This is a genomic window from Salinifilum aidingensis, from assembly GCF_054782015.1.
On the sequence record NZ_BAAGTH010000014.1, the window covers coordinates 1 to 23,305 of the forward strand.

General features: G+C 69.2%; 19 protein-coding genes and 1 tRNA gene. 5 read left to right on the forward strand and 15 right to left on the reverse strand.

From position 1 onward, the window contains the following. Positions 1 to 308 precede the first annotated feature (308 nt). The 6 genes from groL to ACYVJE_RS18090 all read right to left on the reverse strand — a co-directional run bounded on the left by groL (position 309) and on the right by ACYVJE_RS18090 (position 6,992). Positions 309 to 1,958 (reverse strand): chaperonin GroEL, encoded by a 1,650-nt coding sequence (gene groL, locus ACYVJE_RS18065; protein WP_461145375.1) that lies wholly within the window; start codon positions 1,956 to 1,958, stop codon positions 309 to 311. A 58-nt stretch (positions 1,959 to 2,016) separates the two neighbouring features. Continuing rightward, positions 2,017 to 2,523 (reverse strand): hypothetical protein, encoded by a 507-nt coding sequence (locus ACYVJE_RS18070; protein ID WP_461145376.1) that lies wholly within the window; start codon positions 2,521 to 2,523, stop codon positions 2,017 to 2,019. A 127-nt stretch (positions 2,524 to 2,650) separates the two neighbouring features. Further along, positions 2,651 to 2,938, reverse strand: coding sequence for a propane 2-monooxygenase effector subunit MimD (gene mimD / locus ACYVJE_RS18075; protein ID WP_461145377.1), 288 nt, complete (start codon positions 2,936 to 2,938; stop codon positions 2,651 to 2,653). Positions 2,939 to 2,997: 59 nt separating this feature from the next. Further along, entirely contained in the window at positions 2,998 to 4,104 is a 1,107-nt protein-coding gene (locus tag ACYVJE_RS18080) for an aromatic/alkene monooxygenase hydroxylase subunit beta (protein WP_461145378.1), read from the reverse strand. Positions 4,105 to 4,173: 69 nt separating this feature from the next. Further along, positions 4,174 to 5,226 carry an FAD-binding oxidoreductase gene (locus ACYVJE_RS18085; RefSeq protein ID WP_461145379.1) on the reverse strand — a complete coding sequence of 351 codons (1,053 nt, stop codon included), beginning with the start codon at positions 5,224 to 5,226 and terminating at the stop codon, positions 4,174 to 4,176. Between the two features lie 131 nt (positions 5,227 to 5,357). Next, a complete protein-coding gene (locus tag ACYVJE_RS18090; protein ID WP_461145380.1) occupies positions 5,358 to 6,992 on the reverse strand; it encodes a ferritin family protein in 1,635 nt (544 codons plus the stop codon). Positions 6,993 to 7,191: 199 nt separating this feature from the next. Here ACYVJE_RS18090 and ACYVJE_RS18095 point away from each other — a divergent pair, with 199 nt between their 5' ends. Then, positions 7,192 to 9,051 carry a sigma-54-dependent Fis family transcriptional regulator gene (locus tag ACYVJE_RS18095; protein ID WP_461145381.1) on the forward strand — a complete coding sequence of 620 codons (1,860 nt, stop codon included), beginning with the start codon at positions 7,192 to 7,194 and terminating at the stop codon, positions 9,049 to 9,051. Positions 9,052 to 9,103: 52 nt separating this feature from the next. Here ACYVJE_RS18095 and ACYVJE_RS18100 read toward each other — a convergent pair whose 3' ends face one another. Both ACYVJE_RS18100 and ACYVJE_RS18105 read right to left on the reverse strand, forming a co-directional pair. Beyond that, positions 9,104 to 9,262 carry a hypothetical protein gene (locus tag ACYVJE_RS18100; RefSeq protein WP_461145382.1) on the reverse strand — a complete coding sequence of 53 codons (159 nt, stop codon included), beginning with the start codon at positions 9,260 to 9,262 and terminating at the stop codon, positions 9,104 to 9,106. Between the two features lie 426 nt (positions 9,263 to 9,688). Beyond that, positions 9,689 to 9,770, reverse strand: a tRNA-Tyr gene (locus ACYVJE_RS18105). Positions 9,771 to 9,889: 119 nt separating this feature from the next. Between ACYVJE_RS18105 and ACYVJE_RS18110 the strand changes: the two genes are divergently transcribed. Together ACYVJE_RS18110 and rfbA are read left to right on the forward strand one after the other, a co-directional pair. Next, a complete protein-coding gene (locus ACYVJE_RS18110; RefSeq protein WP_459157465.1) occupies positions 9,890 to 10,384 on the forward strand; it encodes a YajQ family cyclic di-GMP-binding protein in 495 nt (164 codons plus the stop codon). 12 nt (positions 10,385 to 10,396) lie between these two features. Continuing rightward, the gene (gene rfbA / locus ACYVJE_RS18115) at positions 10,397 to 11,278 is read left to right on the forward strand and encodes a glucose-1-phosphate thymidylyltransferase RfbA (RefSeq protein WP_459157466.1); all 882 of its coding nucleotides are present in this window, start codon (positions 10,397 to 10,399) and stop codon (positions 11,276 to 11,278) included. A 42-nt stretch (positions 11,279 to 11,320) separates the two neighbouring features. Here the strand turns inward: rfbA and htpX are convergent, their stop codons facing one another. Then, positions 11,321 to 12,193 (reverse strand): zinc metalloprotease HtpX, encoded by an 873-nt coding sequence (gene htpX / locus ACYVJE_RS18120; RefSeq protein ID WP_461145383.1) that lies wholly within the window; start codon positions 12,191 to 12,193, stop codon positions 11,321 to 11,323. A gap of 260 nt (positions 12,194 to 12,453) precedes the next feature. On the opposite strand from htpX, the gene ACYVJE_RS18125 reads away from it, so the two are divergent. Then, a complete protein-coding gene (locus tag ACYVJE_RS18125; RefSeq protein WP_461145384.1) occupies positions 12,454 to 13,365 on the forward strand; it encodes a YceI family protein in 912 nt (303 codons plus the stop codon). A 98-nt stretch (positions 13,366 to 13,463) separates the two neighbouring features. Here the strand turns inward: ACYVJE_RS18125 and ddaH are convergent, their stop codons facing one another. After that, complete coding sequence (gene ddaH, locus ACYVJE_RS18130; RefSeq protein ID WP_459157469.1) at positions 13,464 to 14,342, reverse strand: dimethylargininase; 879 nt, start codon at positions 14,340 to 14,342, stop codon at positions 13,464 to 13,466. 74 nt (positions 14,343 to 14,416) lie between these two features. Between ddaH and ACYVJE_RS18135 the strand changes: the two genes are divergently transcribed. Further along, complete coding sequence (locus tag ACYVJE_RS18135) at positions 14,417 to 14,869, forward strand: Lrp/AsnC family transcriptional regulator (protein WP_461145385.1); 453 nt, start codon at positions 14,417 to 14,419, stop codon at positions 14,867 to 14,869. A gap of 259 nt (positions 14,870 to 15,128) precedes the next feature. Here ACYVJE_RS18135 and ACYVJE_RS18140 read toward each other — a convergent pair whose 3' ends face one another. The 5 genes from ACYVJE_RS18140 to nuoL all read right to left on the reverse strand — a co-directional run bounded on the left by ACYVJE_RS18140 (position 15,129) and on the right by nuoL (position 23,278). Next, positions 15,129 to 16,658 carry a sunset domain-containing protein gene (locus ACYVJE_RS18140; protein WP_461145386.1) on the reverse strand — a complete coding sequence of 510 codons (1,530 nt, stop codon included), beginning with the start codon at positions 16,656 to 16,658 and terminating at the stop codon, positions 15,129 to 15,131. A 130-nt stretch (positions 16,659 to 16,788) separates the two neighbouring features. After that, positions 16,789 to 17,820, reverse strand: coding sequence for a polyprenyl synthetase family protein (locus ACYVJE_RS18145; RefSeq protein ID WP_461145387.1), 1,032 nt, complete (start codon positions 17,818 to 17,820; stop codon positions 16,789 to 16,791). 47 nt (positions 17,821 to 17,867) lie between these two features. Then, complete coding sequence (nuoN, locus tag ACYVJE_RS18150) at positions 17,868 to 19,430, reverse strand: NADH-quinone oxidoreductase subunit NuoN (protein ID WP_461145473.1); 1,563 nt, start codon at positions 19,428 to 19,430, stop codon at positions 17,868 to 17,870. A 31-nt stretch (positions 19,431 to 19,461) separates the two neighbouring features. After that, a complete protein-coding gene (locus ACYVJE_RS18155; protein ID WP_461145388.1) occupies positions 19,462 to 21,036 on the reverse strand; it encodes an NADH-quinone oxidoreductase subunit M in 1,575 nt (524 codons plus the stop codon). 262 nt (positions 21,037 to 21,298) lie between these two features. Then, entirely contained in the window at positions 21,299 to 23,278 is a 1,980-nt protein-coding gene (gene nuoL, locus ACYVJE_RS18160; RefSeq protein ID WP_461145474.1) for an NADH-quinone oxidoreductase subunit L, read from the reverse strand. Positions 23,279 to 23,305 lie beyond the last annotated feature (27 nt).

The following is a 23,305-nucleotide window of genomic DNA, read 5'->3' on the forward strand; positions in this document are numbered from 1 at the left end:
TGATGTGCAGGTCCGTCCGGCACACCCCGGCCGCGCCGACTTCGACGAGGACGTCGAGCGGCCCCGCCGGAGCCGGGTCCGGCACGGTGTCCAGCTTCGCCGGTTCGCCGTAGGCGTGCACTCGTACTGCTTTCACTGGAGAACTCCCTCGTCCGTTTGCATTGCTTTTCAGCGACACCGGTTGCGCGGGGAAAGCGCTCGTGGGGTTCCGAGCGCCGCGACTCGCCCGAGACCCCACGAGCTTTCCTACCGACCTGCGGCCGGTAGCTCCGCATGCCCGCCGGGCCCGCGGTTGGTTCCGAGCCGGGTCAGGCGATGTTGGAGGGGCGTACCATTCCCTCCGCGAGATCGCCGATTCCGGGAGCAGTAATCGCACCGGGATTTTGCGCGTGCTCCTCGACGAGCAAGGTTTCGGTCGTCAGCAGCAGCGAGGCGATCGAGGCGGCGCTTTCCAGCGCGGACCGCGTCACCTTGACCGGATCGATCACTCCGGCTGTGAACATGTCCCCGTACTCGCCGGTCAACGCGTTGAAGCCGTGGCCTTCCGGCAGGGCGGCGACGTGGTCGAGGACGTCGTCGGCCACATGTCCGGAATTGACCGCGATCCACCGCAACGGCTCGATCAGCGACCGTCGAACGATCTCGTGGCCGCGGGCCGCGTCTCCGTCCAGCCCGGTGGGGCTGAGATTCGCGGCTGCTTTGGCGAGCGCGGCTCCGCCCCCGGCGAGAACGCCCTCTTCGATGGCAGCGCGCGTGGCCGAGACGGAGTCCTCGACGCGGTGCTGCTTTTCCTTGAGTTCCACCTCGGTGGCGGCGCCGACGCGCAGCACGGCGATGGAACCGGACAGGCGGGCGATGCGTTCCTGCAACGAGTCCTGGTCGTGCGGGTTCTCCGCGCGTTCGAGCTCCCGTTTGAGCTGTTCGATCCGCGCCTTGACGCTCGTGTCGTCCCCCGCACCGCCGACGATGGTGGTGCTGCTTTCCGTAACGGTGATCTTGTCGCACCAACCGAGATGTTCCAGCTTGGCCGACTCCAACTGCAGGCCGGCGTCACCGCTGATGACTTCACCGCCGCACAGGGTGGCGATGTCGCCGAGCTGCTGCAGGCGCCGGTGGCCGAAGCCGGGGGAGCGCACAGCCACGGATTTGAAGGTGCCGTGCACGTTGTTGTGCACGAGCATGCCCAAGGGAGGTCCTTGCACGTCCTCGGCGAGCACCACGAGCGGCTTGCCGGTGCGGGTCACCTGCTCGAGCACCGGCATGAGGGTCTGCACGTGCGCGATCTTCTCGTTCGTCAGGAGAATGTAAGCGCCGTCGAAGACCGTTTCCATCCGGTTCTCGTCGGTGATCATGTACGGGGAAATGTAGCCGTGGTCGAACTCCAAGCCGTCGACGAAATCGACGTCCAGCCCGAACGTCGGGGTTTCTTCCACGGTGACGACACCGGTCGTGCCCACGCGATCCATGGCCACGGCGATCATCTCGCCGACCTCCGGATCGTTGTTGGCTGAGAGCATGGCCACGTGCGCGAGATCGTCCTTGCCGCTGATCCCGCGGGCACCCGCGCGAAGCACGTCGATGACCGCGTTCGCGGCGTGCTGTATTCCGGCCTTCAGCAGCATGGGGTTGGCACCCTCGTCGACAGCGTGCAGCCCCTCGTGCACCAGTGCCTGCGCGAGCACGGTAGCCGTGGTCGTGCCGTCCCCGGCCACGCCGTTGGTCTTGTTGGCCACTTCTTTGACCAGTTGTGCGCCCATGTCGGCGAACGGGTCGCGAAGCTGGATCTCGCGGGCGATGGTCACACCGTCGTTGGTGATGCTGGGAGGCCCCGTGAGCTTTTCGATGACCGCGTTGCGGCCTTTCGGGCCCAGTGTCACTTTGACCGCATCGGCCAGGGCGTCGACCCCGTCGACCAGCAGTTGCCGTGCCTGGACGTTGAAGCGGAGATCCTTTGCCATGTCAGCTCGCCCTTCTGGTTCGTGATGTGTCGCGGTGGTTGCGTGGCCGTGCGCGTGGTCAGGCCGACGCGAGCAGGGTTTCGTCCGGGCGGATGTGCGCGTGGATGATCACGCACACCTTGTCGAAAGCCGGGGTGCGTTCACCGCCGGTGGCGTGTTCGGCGTCGAGAACCCATCCCATGCGGGACAGATCCGGTGCCGCCTGCTGCGCGCACGCGGTATGTGCAGCAGGCGCCATCGACGCGGCGTGCGCGTCCCAGACGGCGTCGTAGGCGGGTTGTCCGACCGTCCAGGCCGGCCGGCTCGGTTTCACGTTCAGTTCGATGTCGCTGAACGAGGGCAGCACCTCGAGCGCCTCCACGACATCGGAGAGGAGGTCGCCCGTCGGGCCTCTTCCGCGCAGAGTGGTCGGCACGCGCAGCAGCGCCCGCACGACGGCTCCATCGGTCGATGCCGCCGCCACCATTCCCGACTCGGCCAGCGACGCGGTCCGACCGGCGGGCACGATGTCGTCGAGGGCCTGCCAAACCTCGTGCAACAGGTGGGTTCGGGTCCGGGTGGGCATGTGCAACAGAGCTCCTCGCGGGGCGTGCGATCTCGGCCGGCCTTGCGCCGGGACAACGGGGGTCGTTGTGGAAGCCGGAGGCGGGGATTCGACCCGCCCGCCTCCGTCCCTTCCCCAGCGCGGTGCGTTAACGCACCGGCTTCAGATCGAAATCGATGTACTCGGCGGCGTCCTCGGGGCGTGCGAACAGGACCGTCTTGTCGTCGAGGTGCACCATGCGCCCGTAATGGGTGGACATGATCTCTTCGAAGTCGGACTGATCGAACTCGAAGCCCAGTTCCTCGGCGATCTCGTCGAAGTCGAACACGAGCTTCCCGCGGCCGTCGACGCGGATCATCGATGGCAAGTGGTCGACATCCACGTCGTCCTTGCCCGCCATGATCTCGGCGACTGCGTGCCCGTTCTGATTGTTCATCAACGTCACGCCGCACAAGTCCGATGCCGTCTCGTTCGCGGTGAAATTCCTTGATTTGCTCACTTCGTCAGCTCCTTCGGCTCGTCGAGGCTGAATTCGGCCAGCACGTTCCGGAAACCGTCCACAGCCGTGTCCCACGACTCGTTGAACGTGATCACTTTCTCCTGTGGCTGAGACCAGATCGGTTGCAGTTCGCGGGCGGCCTGCACGCACATCGGCGTCCACGCGTCGACCCACTGCTGCAGTCGGTGCTTGTTGGTGTCCGCGTGTTCGTCGTCACCGAGCAGCATCCCGAACAGCTCGCGCGTGTAGTTCAGATCGCGCTCGTAGTCCTTCTCGCCGGAGCCGACCAACGTCGGCGTGATGTAGTCGCCGTTGCGAGCGGCGATCTGCATCACCAGGTGACTGCGGAACAACACGCCCACCAGCGACTCGAAAACGACGTTGGTGGCGAACACGGCTTCAGCCCAGTCCTCGACGGCTGTGAGGTTCTCCACGACCTCGCGCACCCCTTGCCACGCCGGCTCGGAGTCCCACACTTCGCGGTGCGCACCGCCGTCGAACTCCTCGACGGATTCGCTCAGGTCGAGGTTGTAGAGCGCCAAGTCCTGGGCGAACCGCAGCTTGTGCGTGCTGTTGACCGCGATCGCCGTGTTGATCATGTTCGTCGGGCCGGAGCGCTGCGCAGCCACGAACACGTGCATACCCAGCCCGTTCTCCGCGTGCATCCACGCGCCCAAGTTCCGTTCCACGAAGTGCATCCACCCGCGGGACCAGCGGTGGTAGGCATTGGCCTTCTTCGCGTTCTCCAGGTTCTGCTGGACCTGCCGCACCACGTTGGCGTTGTTGTGGTAAATGGTCTTTTCCCACTCTTCGTTGGGATCGCGGAAACGGTGCCAATCGCTGGACTTCAGCGCGGTCCAGTCGTGCGGATACCCGCCGGGACCGTCCGGGAAGGCGTAGATCCATCCCTGGCTGAGATACCGATCGGTATCCGGCTGGACGTCGACCGTGACGTCCTCGTACACGGTGGCGCGCTTCTTCTTCGGCGTGAAGTAGTTGTAGCGACGGCTTTCCGAGCTGGGAAATGTCACGGCTCCGGCTTCGGCGTCGGTGAACTCGGGTTTGGGAAAGCTGCGCTGCTTGCTCGTGTCCCTGGTGACCATCGTTGGCGTTCCTTTCCCCGATGGGCCTGCCCCACGACACGCGTGCGGTGGGCACCATGCGGGCGGTTGTCAGGCTTCAGCCGAAACGGTGAACTTGTCGTAGAAGATCTGCTCCGCGGGAACGGAGCGGGAGGCGAGCACTTCCAGACCGGCGTCGATCATCGGCGGCGGTCCGCACATGTACACGTCCGCGTCAGCCAAGGTGGACTCGTGCTCATCCACCACGGTCGTGACCACGCCGAGCCGGCCGTCGAGTCCCAGCGACCGCCAGTCGGCCTGGTCGCTGTCGGACAGGCACGGCACGAACCGGAAGCGGGGGATCTGCTCGGCCAACGAGGCCAGTTCGTCGAGCAGGAACAGGTCGGCCGCCGTGCGGGCTCCGTAGTAGAAGACGACCTCCCGGTCGAAGGCGTCCTTGGCAGCGATCTGCCGCAGCAGCGACAAGATCGGCGCCATACCCGCACCGCCGCCGATGAACACCAGCCGGCGGTCGGAGTCGGCCCGCAGCGTGAACGTGCCGTACGGTCCGGTGACCTCGAGGTCGTCGCCGGTGTTGAGACCACCGCCGAGCAGGCCCGAGAACTTGCCGCCGGGATAGCGCTTGATGAGGAATTCGAGTTCTCCGTTGCGGCTCTTCGGCAGGTTCGCCATGGAGAACGACCTGTGCTCGGTGCTGCCGGGAATGGCGATGTCCACGTACTGGCCGGGATGGAACTTGAGCTCGTCAGCACCGTCGACGCTGAGCCGCAGCAGCGTGATGTCGTGGGTGAGCTCCTCCACTGCCTGCACCCGGGCTGACACGGTGACCACGGGCAGACCGGCCCGCAGCATGTCCTCGTCGTAGTTGATCAGCTCGATGTCCAGGTCGCTGTAGGCGTGCGCCCGGCACAACAGCACGTATCCCTCGTCGCTCTCGTAGTCGGCCAACGCGAAGGTCGAGTAGCGATCCATCTGCATGTCGCCGTCGAGCAGGAAGGACTTGCACGAGGAGCACTGCCCTTCCTTGCAGCCGTGCAGCGGCATGATGCCTTGGCGGAACGCGGCATCGAGCACTGTTTCGTCTTCGGTCGCCTCGATCTCTATGTCGACCGGCTCGAAGCGGACGCGGTGCTTATCGGTCATGGGATTTCCCTTCCCCTCTCGCTCAGGGAGGCGGTGCACCCCGCGGTGACCTCGGGTGGCGGCCTGCGGCCCCACAACAGGCCGCCACCCGAAGGCGAACCCCTCCGGTGGAGGGACGAGGCCCGCGTCGTTCAGGCCGTCACGTTCGGGTTGGCCCGGTAGGCGGCGACGTGTCGTTCGCGTTCCTCGTCGGACATCTCGTTGAGCGTCACGTTCGGACTGGCGAACGGTATGCCGCGGACGTCGTCCAAGGTCCACAACTTCTTGGGGTCGTCGAGATCGAGGTGCGGCTGCGGAATCAGCGTCTTTCCGTCATCGCGCACGTACTGCAGGTCTTGCAGCACATCGGCCAAGTCCCAGTTGTGGTAGAGGGTCTCCCACTCGCGGGTACCGGTCAGACGGCCCATGTTCGGCGTCTCCCGGCCCTGGTAGGTGGGCCGGAAGGCGACGGCGTCGGTCCAGTGGCAGGCCTCGGAGCAATAGGTCTTCCACTGGTCGTCGACCTTGTCCACCACCATGTCCTCGCGGATGAGGCACGGCACCATGCAGGACCAGCAGCGGTGCGGGTACTCGTAACCCACGTCCTCGAAAGCGATGGGCTTGTTCCGCCCCGGGTAGCGCAGCCGGTTGTACTCCTCCCACCAGCGGCCGAATTGGTTGTACCAGCCGGGGTACTTCTCCTCGAACCACTCGAAGTCGGCATCGGTCATCGGATCGATACGCCAGAAGTTCACCGGCCAGCCCGTCGCGAAGAACTGCGCCACCTTGTGGACGTAGAACTTGTTGACGATGCGGTTCCACGCCTCTTCGACGAGGTCGTGGGGGATTTCCAGACCGTACTTCTCCAGCGGGAGCAGGTAGCTGCGGTAGTAGTCGTCGTAGATCCACCGCCGCCACATCTCCGCGTAGCTCTCGCGATCCTTGCGGCGGTCCTTCGTGCCGTACTCGATGAACGTCCCGATCGCCGCGTCGACCACGCAGTGGTTGTTCCACCACGCGTGCCGCAGGTCCCGTTCCAGCAGCTGGCGGTTGTCCTCGTCGGCCAAGGCCATGAGCAGGATCGAATAGCCGTTGCTGATGTGCCGCGACTCGTCCGACTGCACCGAGTGGAACACCGTTGGCAACAGGTAGTCCCCGTTGGCCGCGGCCTCACCCGGCATGGCCACGAACAGCGTATTCGTGAAGGCAGTCTCGGCGACCACCGTCAGGTAGATGTTCGCGGCGGTGACGGCGTCGCCGGTGATGAAGCTTTCCCCGAACTGGCGACCGATCGTGCCGGAGTAGCTGTTGGCCCAAGCCTGTTCGGTCATGTCGAACCCGGCGGGATCGACGTAGTGGTTCATGTACAGGCGCTTGAGATTCATCTGAATCGTCGAATGGCGTACCTCGTCGATCATCTGCACGGCGAGCCCGTTGTGGATCTCCGGGTTCGGTACCGCGTCGATGGCCATCGGCATCGCCCGGGCCGCCGAGATCTCCGGGAACGGGATGATCGACAGGAACAGCTTCTGCCACTCCATCCAGCGTTCTTGCACCTGGCGGAACATGTTGCCGCGGATCGCACCGTCCATGGCGCCGTAGACGCGGTCGTCCTTCTCCTCCTCCATCGGGAAGTAGGAGCGCATGATCTGCTTAAGGGGGTCCTTCTTCGGCGACTTCTCGAACTTGTAGTCGGTGCCGAACCGCTGCGCCGGTGTCTTGAAGGACGGCTCCCAGGACAACTCCGTGATCTTCTGGTGAGCTTTGCTCAGGCTCTGTCGGCTCACGCTTGCCTCCTGGATGTCACGTGCTCCCGGCTGTGGTCGCGGTTCCGGGATGACACGAATCACAGCAGGCCGGCTCCCCCGTGTTCATCTCAATGTGAGACACTCTGGGGTACGACTCACTTGCGCGTTGATGTCAGGCTTGGGATCACAGGGGCGGCCACTTCCCATCGAGCGGCCGCCCCCGGAGGAGGTCCCGACCATGACCCGCCACCCCCACCACGAGTCGCCACCGCAGAGCCCACCCGGTACGCCGGGTTCCGACCTGGCGCCGGCGCGTGAGAAGTTCCTCGCCGACCAGCAAACTCCGGAGACGGTCCGGAACACCATCGCGGCCTCGTGGCAGCGGTCAGCACGCTGGAACGTCACGGCGGACCAACTGCTGGCCCCGTACCACGAGAACGTGGACATCGAAGGACGCCTCGTACACGCTTCGACACCAGTCCTCGATCGGCTGCAGGGCGAGGTCAGCGATCAGCCGGTCAGCGTCGTCCTGACCAATCCCCAGGGCTACGTGCTCGACCGGCGCACCGGCACCCCGAATCTGGAACAGCACCTCGACGAGGTCTACCTGGCCCCGGGCTTCAGCTACGCCGAACAGTTCATCGGCACCAACGGGATCGGTACAGCCCTCGAGTCCGGTCAGGCGACGTACGTCTACCAGCGGGAGCACTACACCGACCCGCTCGGCGAACTCGCCTGCGCCGGAGTGCCGCTGTACAGCCCGACGACCCGGCAACTCGAAGGTCTGCTGGACATCACGTGCTGGGCGCAGGACGCGAACCCGCTGCTGATGGCGATGGCGCGCAGCGCCGCCCAAAACATCGAGGCGGCCCTGCTCGCCAGTGCCCGGGGACGCGAAACGGCTCTGCTGAACGAGTACCTCCGGATTTGCCGACGTCACCCGGGCCCCGTTCTCGCCTTCAACGCGGACGTCTTCATGCTGAACGACGAAGCCCGGCAGTTGTTGAGTTCCCAGGACCACACCGCGGTGAGCGAACACCTGCGCAATGAGCTCGACGCTTCCACCCGACGACTCAGCGCCAAAATCGATCTCCCCAGCGGTGCGCACTGCTGCGTCTACGCCGAGCAAGTGCACCACGGAAACCAGTACGCCGGCACGCTCGCCCGCGCCCAACTCGCCGAACCAGCCCACCGGTTCGCCGTGCCCGCACTCGGAGACGCGCCAAACCTGCCGGGAGTAAAGGGTTCCGGACCACTGTGGAAACAGGCTTGTCGCACGCTGAACCGCGACTTCCTCGAACAGAGCTGGACCGCCCTGGAAGGAGAACCCGGCGTCGGCAAACTCGCTCTGATCCGGGCCATCCATCTCCACCACAGCCCGGAGTCACACCTGCGAATCATCGATGCAGCGGAGACCACCTCGAACCAACAGTTCACGCAAGAGGTGCAACGCGAACTCGAGGCCGGGCACGGTTCCATCGTTCTGCGCCACCTCGATCACCTCGATGCGCGCACGATGAAGCGTCTGAAAGTCGTGCTGCTAGCGTCGCTCCACGACCACTCGACGAAGTGGGTCGCGGCGACCTTGGACAAGAACGCCAAGCGCAGCTCGGCGCTCGACAACCTCCTTGCTGCCTTCCCCCACTCCGTCGAAGTGCCGCCCTTGCGGCACCACGTCGAGGACATCAAAAAGATCGCTCCGCTGATGCTGCAGCAAATCACCAAGAGATCCGACCTGGAGTTCTCCTCAGCGGCGATGCGAAAGCTGCTGCAGCGGAGTTGGCCCGGCAACGCCGCCGAGCTCCGCAGGGTCATCCAGCTGGCGGCCAAGAGAACCAGAGCAGGCACCATCAACGTCGACGACTTGCCACCGGAGTGCCGCAGTCAGAGCGGCAGGGTGCTCAACCCGATCGAGTCCATGGAGCGCGACGCCATCGTCAACGCGCTCACGGAAAGCCGGGGAAACCGTGCGCAGGCGGCGCGCAGCCTGGGAATCTCCCGGGCAACCATCTACCGAAAGATCAACGAATACCACATCGAGAACGCCACTGGCCGGACTGGCCACGACTCCACCCAGATCACCGAAAACTCGTCGTGAACCCTCGAAGTCACCCGTGGTGCGACGTTCGTCGACCACCGGTGCGGGTCCGTCAGAAGAACAGGACTGCGCAGAGATTGGCTCTGTCCGAAGCTTCGGACAGGATGCGCACGATCATGATCGGGCTGGGTTTCCAGGAGCCGATCCTGCGCAGCGCGGAGTGTTTCCGCACGATCTGGCCACCGAAGCGCCGCACCGCCGCACCGGTCACGAATCCTTGAAGAAGGAGTTTTGGACCGACACATCCTGGGCCGGTGCCGCTCCAGCACCGGCCCCTGCCCCTCCGGAGGAGGGCTTACGGCGCTGGCTGTAGTCGCGCTCGGAATCCTGATTCTTCGGCGGTTCGTCGCCCTTGAAGGATCCCGGCGGCCGCGGCTCACCCGTCCACCCATCAGGCCGCGGCGGGATCAGCGGGCCAAAGGTGAGTGGTATGTGCGGGGACTGTTGCTGGATGGGCAGCGTACGTCGAGCCCAGCCATGGCCGAGCGTCCCGGGTTGGATCACCAGGGACTGCACCCTTTGGGAACACATAGGGAACAGCTCACCGTAGACGGCCGCCACCAGCCGGCCACAACCGGACCGCACGTGAACGACCCCGTGCCCTGCGGGTGCAGGTCACGGGGTCGTCGGTGCTGGGTGCCGGGTAGAGGATTCGAACCTCTGAAGGCAGTGCCGGCTGATTTACAGTCAGCTCCCTTTGGCCGCTCGGGCAACCCGGCTGGCAGCTCTTCATCGCTGTCGGGGACATACCCTACCCGCCGCTCTCAGCCATCTCCGAAGGGGGTGGGGACCCGGGTAGCGTGAAACCGTTGACCCGACACAGCTGGAGGTGACTTCGGTGGCATCAACCTCGTCGTTCGACGTGGTCAGCAAGACCGACACGCAGGAAGTCGACAACGCCCTGAACCAGACGGCGAAGGAGCTGGCGAACCGCTTCGACTTCCGCGGCACGGGCACGAAGATCTCCTGGGCCGGCCAGGACGCGGTCACCGTCGAGGCCGAGACCGAGGAGCGCTGCCGCGCCGCCGTCGACGTGTTCAAGGAGAAGCTCGTCAAGCGCGGCGTCTCGTTGAAGGCGCTCGACCTCGGCGAACCCCGCTCGTCCGGGCAGACCTACCGCATCGCCGGTTCGATCGTGCAGGGCATCTCGCAGGAGGTGGCCAAGAAGATCAGCAAGAAGATCCGCGACGAGGGGCCCAAGGGGGTGCAGGCGCAGATCCAGGGCGAGCAGCTGCGCGTGACCGCGAAGAAGAAGGACGAGCTGCAGGCCGTGATCCAGCTGCTCAAGGAGGCGGACTTCGAGGTGGCGCTGCAGTTCGAGAACTACCGGTGACCGGGTGATTCGGTGAGGGGAATCGTCCTCGCGGGGGGCAGCGGCACGCGCCTGCACCCGCTGACGCAGGCGGTGTCCAAGCAGCTGCTCCCGGTGTACGACAAGCCGATGGTGTACTACCCGCTGTCGGTGCTGATGCTCGCGGGCATCCGCGAGATCATGATCATCTCGACGCCGCAGGACGTCCCGCTGTTCCGCCGCCTGCTGGGCGACGGCTCGCAGTTCGGCCTGCACCTGCAGTACGCCGAGCAGCCCGAGCCGAACGGACTCGCAGAGGCCTTCCGCATCGGCGCCGACTTCATCGGCGACGACTCGGTGGCCCTCGTGCTCGGCGACAACATCTTCTACGGGCAGGGCTTCTCCGGCATGCTGCAGCGCTGCGCGGCGGAGCTGGACGGCTGCACGCTGTTCGGCTACGCCGTGCGCGACCCGGAGCGCTACGGCGTCGGCGAGGTGGACGCCGCCGGCAAGCTGGTCTCCCTGGAGGAGAAGCCCAGCGCTCCGCGGTCGAACACGGCGATCACCGGGTTGTACTTCTACGACAACGAGGTCGTGGACATCGCGGCGGGGTTGCGGCCCTCGCAGCGGGGCGAGCTGGAGATCACCGACGTCAACCTCGCCTACGTGCGGCGCGGGCGCGCGCACCTGGCCCGGCTGGGGCGCGGTTTCGCCTGGCTGGACACCGGCACGCACGACTCCCTGCTGGAGGCGGGCCAGTTCGTGCAGGTGCTGGAGCACCGCCAGGGCGTGCGCATCGCCTGCCTGGAGGAGATCGCCCTGCGCATGGGCTACATCACCGCCGAGGAGTGCCTCGAACGCGGCCGGCTGCTGGCCAAGTCGGGCTACGGCGAGTACGTCATGGCGCTCGCGCGCGACGCCGGCGCGCAGGGCTGAGCGCACCGCCCGCCGGGTGCCCGCGGGCGCCCGGCGGGCGGATCACATCCGCGGGAGCTCGCGTCCCGCCATGCCCTCGAGCCGCTGCACGCGCTCGCTGATCGGCGGGTGCGTGGAGAACAGCCGCGCCATCCGCTCGCCCGGCCTGAACGGGTTGGCGATCATCAGGTGCGACTGCGAGGCCAGCTTCGGCTCCGGCGGCAGCGGCGCCCGCTGGGTGCCGCGCTCCAGCTTGCGCAGCGCCGAGGCCAGGCCGAGCGGGTCGCCGGTGAGCTCCGCGCCGGAGGAGTCGGCCTGGTACTCGCGCGAGCGGCTCACGGCCATCTGCACCACGGCGGCGGCGATCGGGCCGAGCAGCGCGACGAGCAGCATCCCGAACGGGTTGCCGCCCTCCTCGCGGGAGCCGCCGAACATGCCGAACAGCAGCCCGAAGTTCGCCAGGAAGGTGATCACGCTGGCCAGCGCCCCGGCCACGCTGGAGATGAGGATGTCGCGGTTGTACACGTGCGAGAGCTCGTGCCCGAGCACCGCGCGGATCTCCCGCTCGTCGAGCAGCTCCAGGATGCCGGCGGTGCAGCACACCGCCGCGTTGCGCGGGTTGCGGCCGGTGGCGAAGGCGTTCGGCGCCTGCGTCGGGCTGATGTACAGCGCGGGCATCGGCTGCCGCGCCGAGGTGGACAGCTCCCGCACGATCCGGTGCAGTTTCGGCTGCTCGGCCTCGGAGACGGGCCGTGCGCGCATCGCGCGCAGCGCCAGGTTGGCGGAGTTGAAGTAGGCGTAGCCGTTCATCCCGAGCGCGACGACCAGCGCGACGACCAGACCGAACGAGCCGAACATGCGCCCCACGAGCAGCACGAGCGCGCTCATGCCGCCCAGCAGCAGCGCGGTCTTCAGACCGTTGAACCGACCGTGCACCGTGCCTGCCTTTCACGTTCCGTACCCGAACGGGGGCGGGTTCCCGCCCTCCGGGCCCTCCCGCGTGTTTTCCACCTCTGGTAACAAGAACGCTCCGCGAGGGGCTCAGGTTCCCTCGGACCTCCTCCTCGCGGGGGTGTTGTGGCGAGCCGCACGAACCCGAATGCGGATCACTTTCAGTAATCGACGATCATGCCGGAGGGCCAGGCGAGCGAGCAGGAAGCGATCGTCCGCGCGAAGACACTACGAAAGGGGTCTGCATGGCACTGGCTAGGCTGCTGCGCCGCCGCTCGAAGCGCTCGGGCGGAAGCGGTCGCGCGGAACGCGCCGGGTCCATCCTCCCGCCGACACCGCTGGACAGCGGCATCCTCAGCGGGCAGGTGCACGACGACGAGGAGCGGCTGCTGCCCGGGGCCACGGTGACCGTGGCCAACCGGCTCAACCAGCAGGTCGCGCAGTGCACCACCGACACCTACGGGTACTTCGTCACCGCCCTGCCGCCCGGCGAGCACCGGGTCGCGATCTCCGCGGGCGGCTACCAGCGGCTCGCCAAGCGCTGCGAGATCCGCGTCAACCAGCACACCACCCTCGGCGGTGTGCAGCTGGAGCAGGACCCCGCGCTGGAGCTGCCCGCACCCGGCGTGTGGAAGTTCGACCCGTACCACACCGAGATCCGGTTCATCGCCCAGCACGTCGGGATGTCCCAGATCCACGGGATGTTCACCAGCTTCGACGGGCGGATCATCGTCGCCCCGCGGCTGGAGGACTCGCGGATCGAGGTCGTCATCGACGCGGCCAGCGTCGACACCGGCGTGTCCATGCGCGACGACCACCTGCGGTCGTCCGACTTCTTCGACGTGGAGAACCACCCGCGGCTGTACTTCACCAGCGAGCGGCTCACCCCGCTGCGCGGCAACCAGTGGTCGGTGCACGGCCAGCTCACGCTGCGCGGGCACTCCAGCCCGGTCGAGCTCGACGCCGTCTACCTCGGCCAGCGCCGCTGGCAGGGCCCCGGCTTCGAGGGGGACATGCGGCTCGGCGCGCAGGCCGAGACCAGGCTGCGCCGCGAGGACTACGCGGTGAACTGGCAGGCCACTCTCGCCAAGGGCATCGCCGTGGTCGGCCCGACCATCGAGGTGAAGCTGGGACTCCAGGCGGTCAAGGAGAGCTGACGTCCGGGCGACCCCCGCGGGCGGTCCGGCGCACCCCGCCGACCGCCCCGTGCCGGTGTGCATCTCGCGGGGAATGCACACCGGCACGGGGATGCGGCTCAGGCGGACGCGTCGGCCGGGTGCTCGGCGTGCAGCTCCATCGTGCAGCACTTGGGCCCGCCGCCGGACTTCCGCAGCTCGGAGACGTCCACCAGCAGCGGTTCGTACCCGCGCCGGGAGAGCTGCTCGGCCAGCCCCGTGGCCTCCTGCGGCAGGACCACGTGGCGTCCGTCCGAGATGCCGTTCAACCCCAGGCAGGCCGCGTCGGCCGCCGAGGCCTCCACCGCGTCCGGGAACAACCGGCGCAGCACCGCGACCGAGCCGGCCGAGAACGCCCCCGGGTAGTAGGCGATCCGCGCCCGCTCGCCCTGGGCGAGCACGAACAGCGCCGTGTCCAGGTGGTAGAAGCGCGGATCGATCAGGCGCAGCGACACCACCGGCACGCCGAGCACTTCCTGCGCTTCTCCGTGCGCCCGCGGATCGGTGCGGAAACCGCTGCCCGCCAGCAGCAGGCGCCCCGTCCACGCGAAGTCCCCCTCGGCCTCGTTGACGTGCTCGGGCATCACCACGTCGCGGAAACCGGACTCGAGGAACCACCGGCGGAAGTGCTCGGCCTCCGGGGCGCGCTCGTGCGAGCGGAACCGCGCGCCCAGCACGCGCGAGCCGACCACGGTGCCGGAGTTCGCCGCGAAGACCATGTCGACCAGGCCCGGCACCGGCGGCGCCGTGCGCACCTCGTGCCCCAGCGCGGTGTAGCAGTCCCGCAGCGCTTCCCACTGGCGCATGGCCAGCTCCGCGTCCACCGGGGTGTCCGGGTCCATCCACGGGTTGATCGAGTACTCGACCGCGAAGTACCGCGGCGGGCACATCACGTACCGCCGCGTTCGGGCCGCGGGCGTGCCCGCCGTCACCGCGTCAGGGCCAGCGAGTACCGTCATGAATCGAAATCTAATGACGCTCGCGACGACCTTCAATCGGCGTTTGTTGCACCGACTGCGGCAGAATGTTGCACATGGATGCGCTGGATCAGCTAATCGTTTCGCACCTGGTGGCGAATGCGCGCGCCAGCTACGCGGAGATCGGGGCCGCGGTGGGCCTGTCCGCGCCTGCCGTGAAGCGGCGGGTGGACCGGCTGCTCGACGAAGGAACGTTGCGCGGGTTCACCGCGGTCGTCGACCCCGAAGCCCTCGGTTGGGGCACCGAGGCGTTCGTCGAGGTGCACTGCAACGGCAACGTCCCCGCGGGCAACCTCCGCCAGGGCCTCGAACCGCTGCCCGAAGTCGTCGCGGCCTACACCGTCTCCGGGCAGGCGGACGCCATCGTGCACCTCCGCGCGGCCGACATCCACCACCTGGAGCAGGCGATGGAACGGCTGCGCGCCGTGCGCTTCATCGAGCGCACCGTCTCCACCGTCGTGCTCTCGCGGCTGCTGGAGCGATCGCCGAGCCCCGGCTGGGACACCTGAGGGCAAGTTTCCGCGCGACCCGATGGCCGTGTGCTTGGCCGCACCGGCCCGTCAGGCAAGCGGCGCAGCCGCTTCCTCCCCACGCGCAGAACGACCCACTGGGGGTTCTCCGGCGCTGGCCTCGCGAGGACGGCCCCGGCGATGCTGCGCCCGTCCGCTGTCCGGGGCGGGAGGTCGGGGGGCAGCTGGGAGGTCGGGGCGGCTGGGAGCGCAGGAGGTTCCGCCACGAGAGCTCGTGCTCAGAAGGACGCCGACCGCATTACCCGTCCCAGCTCCGGAATCCGGCCGTTTCCGCGTCCTCGGTGGTGCGGAACCACACGTCGGCCACGATCCCGTCGTACTGCGGCGAGTCCGGCGTGTGGTACTGGCGCGAGGCGGCGTGCCCCTTGATCAGCGGCCCCACCGAACCGGCGAGGATCTCCCCGTCCGGCCCGGGGCGCTCCGCCGCTCCGGGGGTGCGGCGCGGCAGGCCCGCGTCGGCCTCCCCCGGCGCCGCCTCGGCGCTCCCGGTCTCCGGTGCGGCCGAGTCCCGCTCGGCCTCCTCCGGCTCCTCGGGGGCCGCTGCGGGCTGGGCAGCGCCCTCGTCCCGCGCACCCTCCGGTGCGCCGCTGTCGTGCTCGGAGCGCTCGGCGCCGTCCGGGGCCACCCCGGTGAGGCTGCCGCGCACGGACACCTCCCCCCGCCTGCGCCAGCGCGCAGCCGTCGCCGCGGCGGCGCGCGCCGCCGCCTCCGACGTCCCCTCGTCGGCGCGGGTCCCGGGCTCCTGCTCGGCGGGTTCTTGCTCGGCGGGTTCTCGCTGCTCTGGTTCCTGCTGGGCGGGCCGTGGCGGCGCGGGTTGCTCCGCCGCGGTGTCCGCGCCCGCCGGCTCCTCGAGCGCGGGCTTCTGGAACCAGGTGTTCCCGCTCGCGTCCTGCTCAACCGCTTCGAACGGCACGGCCCCCGGAGGGGTCGCGCTGAACCGGATCGGCAGTTCCGGCTCCACCGGGACCTCGCGCGTGGCTCCGCCGGGAGCCTCGAGGCCGGGGGTGTCGGGCCGCGGCGGCCGGGTCGCGGGCTCGTCGAAGGTGTACGGGCGCGGGGCGAGCGGTCCGGCCGAGACGTCGTGCTCCCCCTGCTCGAACGGGTGCGGCGCGCGCCGCGCCGGCTCGGCGCCGGGCTGCTCGACCGGAGCGGCCCCCGCGGTGGGCGCGTGCGGATCGGCCCCCTCGTTCTGCGCTACCGTCCTCCGCACTGCACCGGTCTCCTGCGCGGCCGGGGTGTCGGCGGCCCCGGGATCCTGCGCAGCCGGGTCCTGCGCGGCGGGGCTCCGCGCGGGGTGCGGAGCTCGCAGCTGCGGACGCGTGCGGCTCTCGTCCGCCGGCTGCTCCCCGGCCCGCTCGGCCGACGCACCCCGCTCCGCCGACGCACCCCGCTCAGCCGGCGCGCCCCGTTCGGCCGGTGCGGCCATATCGCTCGATTCCGCGGGCGCAGCCGGCTCGCCCCGCTCGGCCGGCGCGGTCCAGGCCTGCCAACCGCGCTCGTCGCCGTCGCCGCGCCAACCGCGCTCGTCGTCCTCGCCGCGCTCGTCGAGGATGTCCAGCAGCTCCGCCTCGCGCGGCGGTTCAGTCGGCGGTTCCGCCTCGCGCAGCGGCCCGGCCGCCAGCTCCTCCTCGAGCCGGGCGAGGTCCTCCTCGCGGGCGCGCAGGCGTTTCTGCAGCGGCCGCACGAACAGCACGAAGTTCACGAGCACGCCGAGCACGAACGCCGCGAAGCTCCACAGCCAGACCTGGGTGAACAACCAGGACGTCACGTCCGCTGCCTCCTCACCGACATCCGAGGATCGTCGTGCATGCGCGGCACCCGCGCGGAAACGCCGCGTCCCGCCCCGGCGAGCGCGGCCCGGCCGCCTCGTCGCAGCGCACGGCTCCCATCCGCGAGCACTACCGCGTCCGGTCCACCACGTAGTCGACGACCGCGGCCAACGCGTCCCGCGCCGCGCACTCCGGCAGCTGCGCCAGCTCCTTGCGCGCGTCGCCCGCGAACTCGTCCAGCTTCGCCCGGGTCCGCTCCAGCCCGTTCGACGCGCGCAGCAACCGCAACGCCTCCGCGACGTCGGCGTCCTCGGTCAGCGGCGACCCCAGCAGGTCCCGCAACCGCGGGTCGGCGTCGGGCTCGCTCAGCGCGTAGAGCATCGGCAGCGTCCGCACCCCCTCGCGGAGATCGGTGCCCGGCGTCTTGCCGGACTCCGCGGCCGGGGAGGCGATGTCGATGATGTCGTCGGAGATCTGGAACGCCGCGCCCACGGCCTGCCCGATCCGCTCGAGCGCCCGCACGTGCTCCGCCGGGGAGCCGGAGAACCACGCGCCGAACCGGCCGGCGGCCGCGATGAGCGAACCGGTCTTCTCGTAGATCACCCGCAGGTAGTAGTCGACCGGATCGGTGTCGTTGCCCGGCCCGGTCGTCTCGCGGATCTGCCCGGTGACCAGCGACTCGAACGTCTCCGCCATGTGCCGGGAGGCCTCGCTGCCCAGCTCGGACATGAGCCGCGAGGCCTGGGCGAACAGGAGGTCGCCGGTGAGGATGGCCACCGAGTTGTCCCAGCGGGCGTTGGCGCTGGTCGCCCCGCGCCGCATCGTGGCCTCGTCCATCACGTCGTCGTGGTAGAGCGTGGCCAGGTGCACCATCTCGACGGTGGCGGCGGACTTGATCACGCCTTCGGCCCGCGGGTCGCCGAAGTGGCCGGCCAACAACGCGAACAGGGGGCGGAACCGCTTGCCGCCCGCCTCCACCAGGTGCAGCGAAGTGCGGGTCGCGAATTCGAGATCGCTGCGCACCGACTCGTGCAGGAGCTGCTCCACGCGGAGCATGCCCTCCCGCACGGAGTCGGCCAACGCCTCGTCGACCGCTCGTCCCGGAGCATCGGCCACACCCCTGGTCAGCTCACTGATCGGATCACCCGCTGGCGTGCTCACGTCACCGTCGCCTTCGCTCCCCGGATCCTCGCCTGCCGGCGAGCACTCTACGACACGAAGCCACCGACGTTCGCCCAGTCCAGGACCGGAGTGGGCCAGACGCCCAGCAGCAGGGTCACCACGACACCGAGCGTGATCGCCGCTGTCGTGAACGCGCCCGGCACGCTGACCGTCGGACCGTCCTCGGCGGGTTCGCGCAAGTGCATCCGCACGACCACCTGAAGGTAGAAGTAGGCCGCGACCGCGCTCGCCACCAGGGCCACCACCACCAGCGGCGCCATGCCGGCCGACCACGCGGCCTCGAACACGACGAACTTCCCGATGAAACCGCTGGTCAGCGGAATGCCGGCGAGCGAGAGCAGCAGGAAGGTGAATACCCAGGCGAGCAGCGGGGAACGTTTCGCCAAACCGTTCCAGTCGGAAAGGTGACCAGCCTCACCGCGTCCGGAGCGCACCAGACTCGTCACACCGAACACGGCGATCGTGGTGAACCCGTAGGCGAGCAGGTAGAACAACGTGGCCGACAGGCCCCGCCCGGTCAGCGCGATCGCGCCGATGAGCAGGAAGCCCGCGTGCGCCACCGAGGAGTAGGCGATCATCCGCTTGACGTCCTGCTGGGTCAGCGCGAGCACCGCGCCGATGAGCATCGACGCCACCGCCACGACCTGCAGCACGCCGTTCCACTCCCAGCTGGAGGCCTCGAACGCCACGTGCAGCACGCGCAGGATCCCGCCGAACGCGGCCACCTTCGTGCAGGCGGCCATGAACGCGGTCACCGAGGTCGGCGCGCCCTGGTACACGTCGGGCGTCCAGGTGTGGAACGGGCCGACCGAGGCCTTGAAAAGCAGCCCCACGACGAGCAGTCCCAGCCCGGCGAACAGCAGCGTGTCCGAGCGGTCCGTGCCGGCGGTGGCCTCCGCGATCGCCGAGAGGTGCACCGAGCCCGCGTAGCCGTACAGCAGCGACAGGCCGTACAGGAAGAACGCCGAGGCGAACGCGCCGAGCAGGAAGTACTTCACCGAGGCTTCCTGCGACAGCAGCCGGCGCCGCTTGGCCAGCCCGCACAGCAGGTACAGCGGCAGGCTCAGCACCTCCAGGGCGACGAACATCGTCAGCAGGTCGTTGGCCGCGACGAAGACCATCATCCCGCCGAGGGAGAACAGGGCCAGCGGGAAGACCTCGGTGCGCATGTCCACCGCCGCGGCCTCGGCGCGGCTCATCGCCCCGGGCCCGCCGACCCCGGCCGGCTCCGCCTGCTCCGGGCCGGACTCGGCGACGAACGCCCCGCCCGGTTCGACCGAGCGGTCCGCGAGCAGCAGCACCGCGGCCAGGCCCAGCACCAGCAGCGTTCCCCACAGGAACAGCGCCGGGCCGTCCACGGCGAGGCGGTCGGCCAAGGTCACCGTCCCCGGCGCGCCCGCCCGGGCGACGACCGCGACCACGCCGGCGACGAGCGCCGCCAGTGTCGTGACCACCTGCCACGACCAGCGCTGCCGCCGCGGCGCGAACGACTCGATGAGCACGCCGACGCAGGCCGCGCCGAAGACCACCAGCAGCGGGGCGACCGCGGCCCAGTCGATCGACGGCGGCGGCTGCGGCTGCGCGAGCACCGCGTTGCCCGTCAAGAGCCCCGTGACCACGTCAGTTACCTCCCTGTACGGCGGCGGGGTCGCTGACGCCGACTTCCTGCATGGTCGCCGCGACCGACGGGTTGATCACGTCCAGCACCGGCTTCGGGTACAGCCCCAGCCCGATCACGAGCACCACCAGCGGGGCGAGCACCGCGAGTTCGCGCCCGCCCAGGTCGCGGATGCCGCGCGGGGCCGTGCGCTCCGGATCGCCGACCGCGCCGGGACCGGGCGCGGCGGCGAGCAGCGCGTCACCGCCGAGGGGACCCTGCATCGTGCGCTGGTAGAACCACAGCACGTACACCGCGGCCAGCACCATGCCCACCGAGGCCAGCACCGCGTACACCGGTTCGCTGCGGAAGGCGCCGAGCAGCACGAGGAACTCGCTGACGAAGGAGTTCGTCCCGGGCAGCGACAGCGTGCTCAACCCGCCGACGAGCAGCATGCCCGCCAGCACCGGGGTCACCTGCGCCATGCCGCGGTAGTCGGCGATCCGGGTGGACCCGCCGCGGGTGATCATCATGCCGATGACGAGGATGAGCATGCCGGTGGCGATGCTGTGGTTGACCATGTACGAGGCCGCGCCCACCTGCGCCTGCGCGGTGAAGGCGAAGATCCCCAGCGCGATGAACCCGAAGTGCGCGATGGAGACGTAGGCGACCAGCCGGGTCAGGTCGCGCTGCCCGAACGCCTGCAGCGAGCCGTAGAGCACGCCGACCACGGCCAGCACCAGCCCCAACGGCGCCAGGGTCCGCGCCGCGTCCGGGGCCAGCGGCAGCCCGTAGCGCAGGAAGCCGAACGTGCCGACCTTGTCGAGCACGCCGACGACGAGCACGGTCACCCCGATCGGGCTCGCCTGCGCCGCGTCCGGCAGCCACGTGTGGAACGGCACCAGCGGCGCCTTGATGGCGAAGGCGGCGAAGAAGCCGAGGAACAGCCACACCTGCACCGACAGCGGCGCGTCCGCCAGCACCGGGACGAGCCGTTCCCAGTCGAACGTCCCGCGGCCGGTGACCTGTCCGCTGTAGACGTACGCGCCGATCGCCGAGCCGAGCATGAGCAGCCCGCCGAAGAACGAGTACAGGAAGAACTTCACCGCGGCGTACTGGCGGCGCTCACCCCGGCCGTAGCCGCCGATGAGGAAGTACATCGGGATGAGCATCAGCTCGAACAGCACGTAGAACAGGAACAGGTCGGTGGTCGCGAAGACGCCGACGAGCACGGCCTGCTGCACCAGCAGCAGCGCGAAGAACCCGCCGTGGGTGCGCCCCGCGGGCAACCGCTCCTCCCAGCTGTAGGCCAGCACCAGCGGCACGAGCAGCGCGATGACCGCGATCATCACCAGCGCGATGCCGTCCACGGCGAAGGCGAAGCGCACGTCGAACGCGGGGATCCACGGCGCCGAGGAGGCCAGCTGCAGCCGCTCGCCCGCCGGGTCGTAGGCGCCCCAGGCGACCGCGGCCACGACGAGCTCGGCCAGCGACACGGCCAGGGCGGTCCACTTCGCCGCCGACGGAGCTGCCCGCAGCAGCGCGACGACCACCGATCCGGCCAGCGGCAGCAGGATCAGGACGGGCAACAGGGTCATCGGCTCTCCTCCCGAAGCGCGCAAACCGGGCTGGGCTCCCGCACACCGCTACGGCCTGTTCCATCGACGGCGTAGCCGCTTGTCCCGCCGCTGCCCAAGCAACGTGCACCGCCGCGGGTTCTCAGCGCTCTTCCTGGAGAGGACGGCCCCGACGCGGTGCAGGGGTCTGCGTGGGGAGGGGCACCCGCACTCCGGGGGAGCGCCGAGGTTCCGCTGCGGAAGCCCGTACGCAACTCACATCTGAAACGCTCTCCGACCCAGGTCATACCGGCACTCCCACCGCCATCAGGGCGGCGATCAGCACGACCCCGCCGACGAGCATGGACAACGCGTACGAGCGGACGAACCCGGTCTGCAGCCTGCGCGCGTAGCTGGATCCCACGCCGAGCACGCCGCCCACGCCGCGCACCGTACCGTCCACAGCGGACTGGTCCACTGTCACCAGACCTCGGGTGAGCGCGAACGCCGGCCGCACCGCCAGCACGTCGTTGAGCGCGTTGCCGCCGAGGTCGGCGCGGGCCGCGCGCACCAGCGGCGAGACCCGCTGCGGACGCCGCACCGGCACCTCGTCGCGGCCGACCGCCAACCACGCCACGAGCACGCCGAGCGCGGACACGCCCACCGTCAGCACCGGGATCGCCGCGTGCGGCAGCGCGGTGTGCCCCTCCTCCAACGCCCCGAGCGCCGGCTGCAGGAAGCCGACCAGCCGGTCACCGGAGGCGAAGAACAGGCCCGCCCCCGCCGAACCGACCGCCAGCAGCACCATCGGCACCGTCATCACCGCCGGGGACTCGTGCGGGTGGTACTCGGCGTCCGTCTCGGTGCGCAACCGCGCCCAGCGCCGCTCGCCGAAGAACGTCAGCAGCACCAGCCGCGTCATGTAGAACGCGGTCAGCCCCGCGCCGAGCAACGCCGCACCGCCGAACGCCCAGGCGCGCCAGCCCTCCTGGGCGAACGCGGCCTCGATGATCGCGTCCTTGGAGTAGAACCCGGACAGGAACGGGAACCCGATGATGGCCAGGTAACCGAGGCCGAAGGTGGCGAACGTGACCGGCAGGTAGCGCCAGAGCCCGCCGAAGCGGCGCATGTTCACCTCGTCGGACATGGCGTGCATGATCGAACCGGCGCCGAGGAACAGCCCGGCCTTGAAGAAGCCGTGCGTGAGCAGGTGCATGATGCCCAGCGCGTAGCCGGCGGGTCCGAGGCCGACCGCCAGCATCATGTACCCGATCTGGCTGACCGTGGAGTAGGCCAGCACCTTCTTGATGTCGTCGTAGGCGCAGCCGATGACGCAGCCGACCAGCAGCGTCACCGCACCGACGAGCGCCACGGCCAGCTGCCCGCCCGGCGAGAGCGAGTACAGCGGGTTCGCCCGGGCGATGAGGTACACCCCGGCGGTGACCATCGTCGCGGCGTGGATCAGCGCGGAGACCGGGGTGGGGCCGGCCATCGCGTCCGGCAGCCACGCCTGCAGCGGCACCTGGCCCGACTTGCCGCACGCGCCCAGCAGCAGCAGCAGCGTGATCGCCAGCAGCACGCCCGAGGGCAGTTCCCCGGCGCGGGCGAACACCTCGGTGTACTGCGTGGTGCCGAGGTGCGCGAACAGCAGGAAGATCGCCAGCGCCAGTCCCACGTCGCCGACGCGGTTCATCACGAACGCCTTCGTCGCCGCGCCCGCCGCCGAGGCCCGGTGCTGCCAGAACCCGATGAGCAGGTACGAGGCGAGTCCGACGCCCTCCCAGCCGAGGTAGAGCGTCACGAACCCGTTGCCGAGCACCAGCACGAGCATCGCGGCGACGAACAGGTTCATGTAGCCGAAGAACCGGCGGCGCTCGACGTTGTCCCGCCCGGTGCGGCCCTGCTGGTCGCGGGCCATGTAGCCGACCGAGTAGATGTGGATCAGCGCGCCCACGCCGGTGATCAGCAGCACGAACACCAGCGACAGCGGGTCGAGCCGCATGCCGAAGTCGACCTGCAGGCTGCCCACCGGGATCCACGAGAGCAGGTGCAGCTCGCGCACCTGCCCGGACTGCGGCGTCCCGGCCACCGACCCGAACAGGGCGAGCCCGTACGCGAACGACGCGACAACGGTGGCGCAGCCCAGCAGGTGGCCCCACCCGTCGGCGCGCCGTCCCGCCAGGAGCAGGACCAGCGCGCCCAACGCGGGCAGGGCGACGAGCAGCCACGCGTTCTGCTGCACACCGCCGGTCGCCTGCAGGACCTCCGCGGGCTCGGCGAGCATCGGCCCGGTACTGCGGATTCCCGTCAC